Annotated in this window: 14 protein-coding genes and 1 tRNA gene; 9 read left to right on the top strand and 6 right to left on the bottom strand. The window is 64.5% G+C overall.

Annotation, left to right across the window (positions count from 1 at the left end):
• Positions 1–22: 22 nt before the first annotated feature.
• Positions 23–568 carry an HIT family protein gene (locus ACQUSQ_RS14330; protein WP_435070141.1) on the bottom strand — a complete coding sequence of 182 codons (546 nt, stop codon included), beginning with the start codon at positions 566–568 and terminating at the stop codon, positions 23–25.
• Positions 569–747: 179 nt separating this feature from the next.
• On the opposite strand from ACQUSQ_RS14330, the gene ACQUSQ_RS14335 reads away from it, so the two are divergent.
• The gene (locus ACQUSQ_RS14335) at positions 748–948 is read left to right on the top strand and encodes a hypothetical protein (RefSeq protein ID WP_435070142.1); all 201 of its coding nucleotides are present in this window, start codon (positions 748–750) and stop codon (positions 946–948) included.
• Here ACQUSQ_RS14335 and map read toward each other — a convergent pair.
• Positions 945–1,835 (bottom strand): type II methionyl aminopeptidase, encoded by an 891-nt coding sequence (map, locus tag ACQUSQ_RS14340; protein ID WP_435070144.1) that lies wholly within the window; start codon positions 1,833–1,835, stop codon positions 945–947. The genes ACQUSQ_RS14335 and map overlap by 4 nt on opposite strands.
• Before the next feature lie 104 nt (positions 1,836–1,939).
• Between map and icd the strand changes: the two genes are divergently transcribed.
• From icd to ACQUSQ_RS14370, 6 genes are all read left to right on the top strand, one after another.
• Complete coding sequence (gene icd / locus ACQUSQ_RS14345; protein WP_435070145.1) at positions 1,940–3,199, top strand: isocitrate dehydrogenase (NADP(+)); 1,260 nt, start codon at positions 1,940–1,942, stop codon at positions 3,197–3,199.
• Positions 3,200–3,281: 82 nt separating this feature from the next.
• A complete protein-coding gene (locus tag ACQUSQ_RS14350) occupies positions 3,282–3,929 on the top strand; it encodes an adenylate kinase (RefSeq protein WP_435070147.1) in 648 nt (215 codons plus the stop codon).
• 83 nt (positions 3,930–4,012) lie between these two features.
• The gene (locus ACQUSQ_RS14355; RefSeq protein ID WP_435070149.1) at positions 4,013–4,909 is read left to right on the top strand and encodes a DUF106 domain-containing protein; all 897 of its coding nucleotides are present in this window, start codon (positions 4,013–4,015) and stop codon (positions 4,907–4,909) included.
• Positions 4,910–4,953: 44 nt separating this feature from the next.
• Positions 4,954–5,538 carry a (d)CMP kinase gene (gene cmk / locus ACQUSQ_RS14360; RefSeq protein WP_435070150.1) on the top strand — a complete coding sequence of 195 codons (585 nt, stop codon included), beginning with the start codon at positions 4,954–4,956 and terminating at the stop codon, positions 5,536–5,538.
• Positions 5,535–6,404: an RNA-guided pseudouridylation complex pseudouridine synthase subunit Cbf5 gene (locus ACQUSQ_RS14365; RefSeq protein ID WP_435070152.1), complete on the top strand. Its 870-nt coding sequence runs from the start codon at positions 5,535–5,537 to the stop codon at positions 6,402–6,404. The genes cmk and ACQUSQ_RS14365 overlap by 4 nt, the downstream gene beginning before the upstream one ends.
• A gap of 55 nt (positions 6,405–6,459) precedes the next feature.
• Positions 6,460–6,530 (top strand) — tRNA-Pro (locus ACQUSQ_RS14370).
• Positions 6,531–6,627: 97 nt separating this feature from the next.
• On the opposite strand, the gene ACQUSQ_RS14375 is transcribed toward ACQUSQ_RS14370, so the two are convergent.
• The 3 genes from ACQUSQ_RS14375 to ACQUSQ_RS14385 form a co-directional block, all read right to left on the bottom strand.
• Positions 6,628–6,933: a DUF7526 family protein gene (locus ACQUSQ_RS14375; RefSeq protein ID WP_435070154.1), complete on the bottom strand. Its 306-nt coding sequence runs from the start codon at positions 6,931–6,933 to the stop codon at positions 6,628–6,630.
• Positions 6,934–7,158: 225 nt separating this feature from the next.
• Positions 7,159–8,163 (bottom strand): zinc-binding dehydrogenase, encoded by a 1,005-nt coding sequence (locus ACQUSQ_RS14380; RefSeq protein ID WP_435070156.1) that lies wholly within the window; start codon positions 8,161–8,163, stop codon positions 7,159–7,161.
• Between the two features lie 62 nt (positions 8,164–8,225).
• Complete coding sequence (locus ACQUSQ_RS14385; protein ID WP_435070158.1) at positions 8,226–8,537, bottom strand: ASCH domain-containing protein; 312 nt, start codon at positions 8,535–8,537, stop codon at positions 8,226–8,228.
• Positions 8,538–8,911: 374 nt separating this feature from the next.
• On the opposite strand from ACQUSQ_RS14385, the gene ACQUSQ_RS14390 reads away from it, so the two are divergent.
• Positions 8,912–9,103: a DUF7511 domain-containing protein gene (locus ACQUSQ_RS14390; RefSeq protein ID WP_435070160.1), complete on the top strand. Its 192-nt coding sequence runs from the start codon at positions 8,912–8,914 to the stop codon at positions 9,101–9,103.
• A gap of 1 nt (position 9,104) precedes the next feature.
• On the opposite strand, the gene ACQUSQ_RS14395 is transcribed toward ACQUSQ_RS14390, so the two are convergent.
• Positions 9,105–9,428, bottom strand: a complete 324-nt coding sequence (locus tag ACQUSQ_RS14395; protein ID WP_435070162.1) for a hypothetical protein — start codon at positions 9,426–9,428, stop codon at positions 9,105–9,107.
• 271 nt (positions 9,429–9,699) lie between these two features.
• Here ACQUSQ_RS14395 and ACQUSQ_RS14400 point away from each other — a divergent pair, with 271 nt between their 5' ends.
• On the top strand, positions 9,700–11,445 hold the full coding sequence (locus ACQUSQ_RS14400; protein ID WP_435070164.1) for an ABC transporter substrate-binding protein: 1,746 nt from the start codon (positions 9,700–9,702) through the stop codon (positions 11,443–11,445).
• Position 11,446: the final 1 nt, after the last annotated feature.

Here is an 11,446-nt window from a genome sequence, read left to right on the forward strand (position 1 = left end):
CGCGTCAAAGGCAGGTTTCGACTCAGTCTAACGAGAGGTGGACGGCGCGGTCGTCGCCGGGAATCGTCGCGTCGGACTGGGCGGCGAAGGCGTCTCGGAGGCGGTCGAACGTCTCGTCGACGGCTTCGACGATGACCGTCGTGTCGCTGACGACGGGCATGAAGTTGGTGTCGCCGTCCCAGCGAGGAACGACGTGCGTGTGGAGGTGGTCGTCGATGGAGCCACCGGCGGCGCTGCCGCCGAGATTGAGGCCGACGTTGTAGCCGTCGGGGTCGAACGCGCGGTCCATCGCGTCGAAGGTCCGCTGTTTGAGGCGGGCGTGGTCGAGGAGGGTCGCGTCGTCCAGCGCACCGTATCGGCGCTCGTGGGCGTACGGGATGACCATCGCGTGGCCGGGGTTGTAGGGGTAGTTGTTCAGGATGACGAAGGCGTGGTCGCTGCGCGCGACGATGCGACTCGCCCGGTCGTCGTCGCGGTCGGGGAGGACACAGAACGGACACCCCTCGATGTCGTCGTCGCCGTCGCGAGTTACCCACTCGATGCGCCACGGGGCGAACAGTTGCTCCATGAGGGCAACGGCGGTAGCCACGGATTTATACTGTCGGCTCGGCGCCGTAGCGTCTGACTCGCGTCTGACGCGGCTACGTTCTCACGGCTGAGAACCCGACTAATCCCGGATTAAACCCGCTTAATCCGGGTTAATCGACTGCCGGGCTTATGCAAACGGCACCGAGACAGGGGGATGTGATGAAGGCGAAGCAACCCGACCCAAACGCCAACCTCGAACTATGTCCCGACTGCGGCCGAGAAACCAGACACGCGGTTCGGGTGGAAATCCGAACGGAGAACCCCGCGTCGTCGAACGCGGCGTTCTCGCGGGAACCCTATCGGGTTGCAGTCTGTGACGTCTGTGAAGCGGAGTCGATACAGCGGATGAACGACGCCTAGGCCGTCGTGACCTCACACCCGTCTTCGGTGACGATGAGGGTGTGTTCGGCCTGACTGACCAGACACCCCTCTTCCTCTTTCAACACGGGATAGCCGTGGATGACGTCCTGCTGTTTGAGGCGTCGGAGCGCCATCTCGGCGCGTGAGACGTCGAGCCACCGGGCCGCGAAGGGAAGGGTTCGGTACTCCGAGGTGACGACGTCGAGCACTTCGCGGGCCTGTCGGTTGCGGACGGAGCGCTCTCGCTCCAGCCCGTAGATTTCCTCCTTGTTCCCCTCGCTCACCTTGCCGCGGCCGTCGGTGGCGAAGGGTTCGATGGCGACGACGTCGCCGACTTCGAGTTCGGCGCCGTGTTCGATGCCGCGGTTGGGGATGTTCGGCCCGGTGTGGGCGTCCCACTGTTCGACGCCGTGCCCGGAGAGGTTGAGGACGGGCGTGTAGCCGTAGCCGCGGATGACGTCCTCGATTTCGCCGCCGATGGTGCCGGTGTCGGCGCCGGGTTCGACGGCATCGATGGCCACGTCGAGAGCCTCCTCGGCGGCCTCGACCATCTCCGGGTTGCCCGAGAGGTCGACCGTCGTCGCAGCGTCGGCGATGTAGCCGTCGACGTGGACGCCGACATCGAGACAGACCATCTCCTCGCCGAACTCGGTGTCGTCGTCGCGGGCGGGCGTCGAGTGACTGGCCTCCTCGTCCACGCTGATGTTGACGGGGAAGGCCGGGCCGTCCGCGAGTTCGTCGATGCGCGTCTCGGCGTGTTCGGCCACTTCGAGGTGGGTCACGCCCGGTTCGACCATCTCGGCTGCCTCGTCGAGGACGGTCCGCAGCGCCTCGCCAGCCTGGCGATACTTCTCGACGGTTTCCTCGTCGAGGGGTCCTACGCTCATGGACGCTCTTGACGTGAGCCGGGGAAAGAGGTTGCGGCATTGGCGACACGCAGTTCGAGAATAACGGCAGGTCTTTCACGCTGGTGGCTGAATTCAGCGACGATATGAGCTACGATAAGGTCGAGGTACCTGCCGACGGTGAGCGCATCACCGTCGACGAGGCGACCGGCGAACTCGACGTACCGTCGAACCCGATTATTCCCATCATCTACGGCGACGGTATCGGCACGGACGTCGGCCCCGCGGCACAGACCGTTCTGGACGCCGCCGCGGAGGCCACCGGACGCTCGATTAGCTGGATGCGGCTCTACGCCGGCGAGTCGGCCCGCGAGCGCTACGACGAGAACCTGCCCGAGGAGACGGTCAAGGCGATTCGCGAACACCGCGTCGCCATCAAGGGACCACTCACGACGCCCGTCGGCTCCGGCTTCCGGTCCCTGAACGTCGCGCTCCGGAAGAAACTCGACCTCTACACGAACATGCGACCGACCTACCATCTCGACGGCGTCCCCTCGCCCGTCACCCATCCCGAGAAGATGGACATGGTCAACTTCCGGGAGAACACGGAGGACGTCTACGCGGGCATCGAGTGGGAGGCCGGCACCGAGGAGGTAGAGCGCGTTCGCGAGTTCGTCGAGGAGGAGATGGGCTTCGACAACACCATCCACGACGGCCCGGTGGGCATCGGTCTCAAGCCCATCTCGGAGTTCGGGAGCAAGCGCCTCATCCGACAGGCCATCGAGTACGCCCTCGAAAACGACCGTGACTCCGTGACGCTCGTCCACAAGGGCAACATCATGAAGTTCACCGAGGCGGCGTTCCGGGACTGGGGCTACGAAGTCGCCGCCGAGGAGTTCGGCGAGAACGTCATCACGGAGGACGAACTCTGGGACGAACACGACGGCGAGGCGCCGGCTGACGTGGTCGTCGTCAAGGACCGCATCGCCGACAACATGCTCCAGCAACTCCTCACCCGGACGGAGCAGTACGACGTGCTGGCGATGCCGAACCTCAACGGCGACTATCTCTCCGACGCCGCCGGGGCACAGATTGGCGGGCTGGGCATCGCGCCGGGCGCGAACCTCGGCGACGGCCGCTGTCTCGCCGAACCCGTCCACGGCTCGGCACCGAAGTACGCCGGGCAGGACAAGGTCAACCCAACGGCGATGATTCTCTCCGGCCGCATCATGCTCGAACAGTTGGGCTGGGAGGACGCCGCTGACCTCGTTCGGGACGCCGTCGAGGAGACTATCGTCTCGGGCAAGGTCACCTACGACCTCCACCGACAGATAGAGGGCGGGACCAAACTCGCCACGAGCGAGTACGCCGAAGCGGTCGTCGAGAACCTGCACGACTTGGCGTAAGGCGGGCGTAGCGGGTGTTCGGATGGCGACAATATCGCGCAGGATTCTACACTAATTTATAGTCGGAGGGGGAGGTAGGCGTATGAGCGAGCCACACGTGCTTCTGCTCGGCGCACCGGGTGCAGGGAAAGGGACCCAGAGCAAGCGTCTTGCCGACGAGTTCGATATCGAACACGTCACGACGGGCGACGCCCTCCGCGCGAACAAGGACATGGACATCAGTCACATGGACACGGAGTACGACACGCCCCGCGCGTACATGGAGGCGGGCGAACTCGTCCCCGACGAAGTCGTCAACGAAATCGTCAAGACGGCGCTGCAGGAGGCCGACGGCTACGTCCTCGACGGCTACCCCCGCAACCTCGACCAAGCCGAGTATCTCTCCGACATCACCGACCTCGACGTCGTCGTCTTCCTCGACGTGAGCGAGTCGGAACTCGTCGACCGCCTCACCGGCCGGCGAGTGTGTGACGACTGCGGCGCCAACTACCACGTCGAGTTCAGCCCGCCGGAGACGGAGGGCGTCTGTGACGAGTGTGGCGGCGACCTGATTCAGCGCGACGACGACACGGAAGACACCGTTCGCGAGCGCCTCCGCGTCTACGAGGAGAACACCGAACCCGTCGTCGAACACTACCGCGACGAGGGCGTCCTCGTCGAAATCGACGGCGAAGGGACACCGGACGAAGTGTTCGAGGCCATCCGCGACGAAGTCGCCGACGCCGCCTGAGCGCGGTCGAATCTCGTTTTCGGACCGTCACCAGCGGACCCAGAGTAAAAGCTTCATAACTGTCGGGGGGAAACTGACTCGCAATGGCACGGACCGAGCAGAAAGTGCGAACTCTCGTCTCCGAGGACGCGGAGATGGCCTCTGTCATCGAGACGGTCCTCGACCGCGCGGACGACGAGGGCGAGGTCAAGTGGGTCGACGTCCGCGACGACATCTCGAGCGGCCAGTGGGGCCGACTCATCGAAACCGGCGTCCTCATCGACGGCGAGACTGGCTTCCGACTGGACGACCCCGAGGCGACTCGTGAGGCCCTCGAAAACGACGAAACCACGTCGTCGGGGTCGAGCGACGGCGAGTCCTCGTGGTCGAAGTGGGACAAGGGCGCGGCGCTCGTCAGTATCGGTCTCTTCGCGGGCTACTCGTGGGCCCCGATGCGGAACCTCATCGGGTCGGCGATGAACGTCCCGCTCGGTCCACTGAACTCGGCGCTCCCGTTTTACGCCGTCGTGATGGTACTCGCCGTCGTGACGGGACTCTATTCGACCATCCTGCAAGCGAACCTGATGGACAGCGAGAAGATGGGCGAGTATCAGGAACAGATGCAGGAGATTCAGGAAAAGCGCAAGGCGGCCAAAGAGCGCGGCGACGACGAGGCGCTCGACCGCATCCAAGACGAGCAGATGGAAGCCATGGGCGACCAGATGGGCATGTTCAAAGAGCAGTTCCGCCCGATGGTGTGGATTATGTTTCTCACCATCCCCGTCTTCCTCTGGATGTACTGGGGCGTCGGCATCGGCGCGAACGCGACGCCGATTTTCGACCTCCAGCCGCTGGTCCTCCCGCTGGTCGGCGAGCGAGCGTGGACCGCACAGGCGCTCGGGCCGATTCAGGTGTGGATTGTCTGGTACTTCCTCTGCTCGATGGGTTTCACCCAGATTATCCGCAAGGGCCTGAACATCGACATCAGCCCGACCGGCTGAGCGAAGTGAACACGCTCTTTTAGCCGGCCCTCTTGAGTCGCGGTATGTTACTCACCGTGTCCGGGCCCGCAGGCAGTGGGAAGAGCACCACTGCCGCTGGCCTCGCCGAGGCACTCGATTTGGAGCATATCAGCGGTGGCGACATCTTCCGTGACCTCGCGGCCGAGCGCGGCTACTCGCCAGTCGAGTTCAACGAACTCGCCGAGGAGGACGAACACATCGACAACGACCTCGACCGGCGACTGTACGAAATCGCCCGCGACAGAGACGACGTCGTCCTCGAATCCCGGCTCGCGGGGTGGCTCGCCCCCGACGCCGACTTCCGACTCTGGCTCGACGCGCCCATCGACGTCCGGGCGGCCCGCATCGCCGACCGCGAGGGCAAAGCCGTCGAGCGCGCCCGCGAGGAGACACTCCGGCGCGAGCAGAGCGAGCGAAAACGCTACGACCAGTACTACGACATCCCCATCGACGACCTCTCGATTTACGACCTCGTGGTGAACACGGCGCGGTGGACGGCGCCGGACGTCCTCGCGATTCTCACGACCGCCATCGAGCGTTACGACGCCGAGAACGACGAGGGGCGCCACGCCATCGAGGGCGTCGAACTCGGTGGTTTCGAGGCGTGACGCTTCGCGACCCGCCGGGCACGCGCTCGCTCGACGACCGCCTCTCTTTCGGCGTGCTCAACCTCGACAAACCGCCCGGCCCCTCCGCCCACCAAGTCGCGGGCTGGATGCGTGACCTCGTCGGCGTCGACCGCGCGGCCCACGCCGGCACGCTCGACCCGAAAGTGACGGGCTGTCTGCCCATCATGCTCGGCGACGCCACCCGACTCGCGCCCGTCTTTCTGGAGGGGCGAAAGGAGTACGTCGCCGTCCTCGAACTCCACGGCCGCCCGCCCGCCGACCTCGGCGACGTCGTCGCCGAGTTCGAGGGCGACATCTATCAGAAGCCGCCGCGCAAGAGCGCCGTCGCCCGCCGCCTGCGCACGCGTCGCATCCACGACCTGACCGTCCTCGAAACCCGCGATAGGCAGGTCCTGCTCCGAATCGAGTGTGCGAGCGGCACGTACATCCGAAAACTGTGTCACGACATCGGCCTCGCACTCGGCACCGGGGCACACATGGGCGACCTCAGACGGACCGCGACCGACCCCTTCGACGACCGTGACCTCGTCACCTTCCACGACGTCGCCGACGCCCTCGTCTTCGCCGAGGAGGGCGACGAAGCCCCGATTCGGGACGTCGTCGCGCCCGCCGAACGCATCCTGACCGGCCTGCCGAGCGTCACTATCGCCCCGAGCGCCGCCGAACAGGTGGCGACGGGCGCGCCGGTGTACGCACCGGGCGTCATCGACGCCGACGACGCCGAGGAGGACGCACTCGTCGCGTGTTACACCCCCGACGAGTCCGCGGTGTGTCTCGGCCGACTCGTCTGCGACCCGACGGCATCGGAGGGCGTCGTCGTCGACTTGGAGCGGGTGCTCGTCTAATCCCCCGAGTGCGAAACGACACGCTTAACCGGAACACGGTCTTCGCTGAAAACGCGGGACCGTGGGGTAGTGGTATCCTCTGCGCATGGGGTGCGTTGGACCCGTGTTCGAATCACGGCGGTCCCACTTTACTTTCGACGCGTCTCACGACCGGGATAGTGTCGATGCCGCCGAATTAGCAGCCGGCGGCGTGGTCGTCGTCGACCGACGCAATTCCGGAGTTCTACTCGATGTCCGGCGCCGTTTGCGCACTGTAGACGCCGGAAATCTCCGTCTCTGTCACGGGCACCGAAATCGTCTCTCCTACCGCGACGTCGTCGTCGCTGACGATTGTGACGGCCGCGACTGGGTCCCGGCGGAGAAAGGCCCACACTCGCTCCACCCACGACGGACGCCCGCCACGCCGACAGACGAGGACGTACCGCGAGGGGTCGGTGGCCAGCGCTTGCAGTTCGGCTGTGGCCTCTTGCTCTGCTAACTCCTCCGGAGAGAGGGTATAAAGCACCTCCCCGCGGAACTGCTCGCTCATACCGGCGTTTCGTTGGGGACGGGCAAGCCGGTATTGGTTTCGTCACCGCGCAGTCGCGGTGCTCACGGGTGGGGTGTGCCAACAAGCGTTCAGAAGAGTCTACGCACTTCGGAAACGGACCCCGATAAGGTGTCGGGTCCGCATGTGCCTCCGTATCCTAAGCGGAAGCCATGCGAAGGGAGGCGTTCGACGGGCTTGAATCCTCCGTATGAGGGGCCGGGACCGTCACTCGTTGACCAGCAGCAACTTCCCGACGAAGTCACCCGCCTCGGCGCGGCGATGAGCTTCGGCCACGTCCTCGAAGGCGTACCGCTCGGCGATGTGAGGCGTGACCGACCCTTGGTCGACCAGCGTCGCGATGGTGTCGAGTTCCTCGCCGATGCGGTCCTGTCCCTCGCCGGCGAGCACGGGGTAGATGACGAGGACGACGCCCAGAGTGAGTGAGGTGGCGTGCATGGGCGCGAGGTCGACGTCGTCTGCCTCGCTCGATTCGGTCGTGACGACGACTCCGTAGGGCCGGACCGCCTCAAACGACGTGTTGAGGTGGGCGTCGCCGATGGGGTCGAAGACGACGTCGAAGCCGGCGCCGTCGGTGTACTCGTCGACGTAGGTTTCGACCGCGGTCTGCGTGTAGTCGACGGTGGCGTCGGCGCCGAGGTCGGCGGCGAGCGAGCGCTTGGCGTCGCTGGAGCCAGTCGCGGTGACGGTGGCGCCGAACCAGTCGGCGAGTTGGACGCCGATGTGACCGACGCCGCCCGTCGCGCCGTACACCAACACGTCGTCGCCGATGTCGACGGTGGTCTTGTCGGCCAGCATCTCCCACGCCGTCAGGGCGACGACGGGGAGCGAAGCGCTCTCTTCGAGCGGAATGGAGTCGGGGGCGTGGGCGAACGTGCCCGCGTGGCCGACGACGTAGTCGGCGAGGGCGCCCTGCCGACCCGCGCCGCCGGGCATCCCGTACACCTCGTCGCCTTCGTCGAAGGCCTCGACGTCCTCGCCAGTCGCGTCGACGACGCCGGCCACGTCGCAGTGGAGCGTCGCCGGGAACTCGGGTGCGAACTCGGGGATATACCCCTGTCGAATCTTGTAGTCGACGGGGTTGACGCTGGAGGCGACGACTTCGACGCGTATCTCGTCGGGTGCGGGGTCGGGAACCTCGGTGGTGGTCTGCTGGAACACGTCGGGGTCGCCGAACTCTTCGATGACGTAGGCATCCATCTCGGAAGGCATCGATTGAAGGGAGGGGATTCGGACGGGTATACCCGACGCCTGCGGTGAGGCAGGTGGGCTTTCTAGCGCTGCTCGAAGCGGTGGCGGACGATGTCGGAGTCGTCGTCCCACTCGAAGTTGTCGTGGGCGCGCTCCAGAATCTGCTTGTAGTGGTCGAGGTCCCGCGCCCCCTCGGCGCGGGCGTCGGCGTCGGTCATGTCGCCGAGCGTTCGCTCGGTCACGTCGACGACTTCGAAGGTCGTGCCGTCGACCTCGAAGGTGTCGCCCTCGTCGGCGTACCGCTGTCCGCGATGAATCTGTGTCACGTCGCCGTCGACTGCCTGCTGTCGCATACGGTCGTTGGGAAGCAGCGTTCCGGGGTCGAGTTGCGCCATACGTGGCGTGGGGGTCGAAGCGTGAAAAGCAGTCGGGGCGACCGAAACTGTACGCACGTCCGTTCACGAAGTCGAAGCGACGCGAATAGCGGAGATATCGACACTGAGTGAAAATAAACTACGTTTTTTCGAATTAATTCGATTCTTAGGCTTTGATTGGTCGAGTATAGTAAGAATATACGACCGTATATCCGAAAAGTATTTACTGTCTTGTTCATATGACCATGTATGGTTGAACACGAGAACGGAGCCACGGTCGCCTCGCACACCGAATACGCTCACACGCGGTTCCAGTGCGTTGGATGTGGGATGAGCGTCCCCGTCGAGGAGACGCGCGGGCAGCGACTGTGCAGCCGCTGTGGGCACACGAACTGATGAGCGCGGAGAGCGCCACACTCTCGGCGTCGGGGCTCGGTGAGACGCCGGAGTTCGAACTCGAGTGTCTCTACGACGACCCGACGAACCCGTCGGAACTGACTGTGTTCGCGCCCGAGACCCGTCGCCTCGCGACGGAGTGGGTCACCGTCGACCAGTCGACGGCGGTGTGTCTCGACGAGATTCGGTAACTCACTCCGAATCGGGGACTTCGCCGTCGGAGGCCCACACGTCGGACACGTCCGCCGAGTCGACGCGAACTTCTTTTCGATTCCCCATCGCCCCGACCGTCTGAGTCGGGAACTCGTCGTCGGGCGCCGAAATCGTGAGTGCCGAGTGGACGAAGAGATACTCGGGCGTGAGACAGAAGTCACCCGAAATCTCGCCCCGAAGCACGCCCGACGCGTCGGTGAAGGTGAGCGCGCGCCGGTAGTCGCGCTTGCACGCCGGGCACGTGCCACCGTAGGGTTGCTCGTCGGCGTCGCCAGCCATGATTCGCTCGTCCGTATCGGTCATAGCACAATCAGCGCGACAGAGAAGTATAGCGTTTGTGACCCGAATGGATAGCCCCCAGTCACAGCGGCACTATCGAATACGGTCGGCCATTTTTCCCATAATTGTCTAGACAAACGTGGGGCAAAACAATATATATCTGGACAAATAGAGAAGTAATCGTCGTGACTGAATGCAATCGGTCTGGAAAATCGGAGAACAGTGAGAAAGCGGCCAAGTCTAGTTTCGGGGCGGCGTGTGACACAGTAGCAGTAAGGGGCGACTGAGAGGACCAATGTTCGACAAAGAAGACCTCGAGGGACCACGAATCGACCGACGAACGGCGACGAAACTACTCGCGGCAGGCGGGCTCAGCGGTCTCGCTGGTTGCGGTGGCGGCAGCGGAAGCAGCGGGTCGGGTGGGGAGACTAGCTCTGACGACTCCAGCGGCGACAGCGAGTCGAGCGGGGACTCCAGCAGCGCCAGCGGGTCGAGCGGTGGCTCTATCGCCGCCGGCTGGAACATCGACGAAATCGAGTACCTCGACCCTCACTACATCGACAAGGGGCAGGAGATATACGTCTCGTCGAACATCTACAGCGGGCTGGTGAAGATTGGGTCCGACGGCGCCATCGTCGGCGACCTAGCCAACGACTGGACGCTCCCCGACAGTTCGACGTACGTGTTCGACCTGAAGGAGGGCGCCACGTTCCACAACGGCGACCCGCTCGATGCACCGGCGGTGAAGGCATCGTTCGAGCGGCTGATGAGTCTGGACGACTCGCCACATTTGGGCAAGGTGTCCTCCGTCGACAGCATCACCGCCGAAGACGAGACCACGCTTCGGATTAGCCTCTCGGAGACGGTCGGGCCGTTCATCTCGTTCCTGACGCGAGGGCCGGGGCGAGCCGGCACCATCGTCCACGCCCCGAGTGCAACGGAGAACCCCGACGAGTACAATCGGATGCCGGTCGGGAGCGGCGCGTTCGAACTGACCGAGCGAGAGTCCGGCGAGTACCTGCAACTGGAGGCACACGACGGCTACTTCGGCACTGACGAGGAGGGGAACGCACTCCCTTACCTCGACTCGGTGCGCATCGACCTGATTCCGGAGCCGTCGACGATGTGGACGGCGATGCGTGGCGAAGAGATTCAGTACTCCAACAGCATCCCGCCACAGAACGCCGGACAGGCCGAATCGATGAGTTCGCTCGACGTGGTCGGCTCGAACCCCGGCGCGTGGTTCTGCATCGCGCCGCTGTGTAACGACCCGGCGGAAGTCGAGTGGCAACAGTACGCGAGCGGCGCGGGCGAACCGACCGACAAGTGGTCGGACGAGGACCTCCCGACGACGGACGTTCAGGTGCGACAGGCCATCAGCATGGCCATCGACCGCGAGGCACTCATCGAACGCGCCTTCTTCGGATACGCCGAACCCGCCCACTCCGTGTTCAATCCCGCAATCGCGTGGCTCTACGAGGAAGAGCCGGAGCCCGGGCAGTATTACGACCCCGAAGCGGCGGAGCAACTCCTCGACGACGCGGGGTACACCGGCGAACCACGCATGAGCCTGTCGCTGCTCGGCACGCCGAGCGACGAGCGCCGGATGACCGTCGTTCAGGAGATGCTCTCACAGGTTGGCATCGAAGTCGAACTCAACGTCCAGCAGGAGTCGGCGTACTGGGACAACCTCTACCGCTACGAGAACGAGCTGGTGATGTACGACGGCTTCGTCGACATCGACCCGTGGATGACGCTGTGGAAGCAGCTCAAAACGCCGGTCGAATCCGGCTCCGCGGGCGCCTGGCAGGCGAACCTCTATCACAACCCCGATTTCGACGAGGTGCTCGAACAGGATTACGGCACCTCGGACATGGATGCGCGGAGCGAATTGCTGCGTCAGGCCGAGGAGCACTTCCTCGAAGACGCCGCGTGGGCGATGACGACGTTCCCGCTGATTCCGAAAGCGAGCGTATCGAATCTCACTGGTGTCGGCAACCAAGCAGGACTGAGCAACTTCCACACCGCGCAACTCGAGTAAG

It is taken from the genome of Haloplanus sp. C73, from assembly GCF_051195115.1.
Classification (GTDB): Archaea; Halobacteriota; Halobacteria; order Halobacteriales; family Haloferacaceae; genus Haloplanus.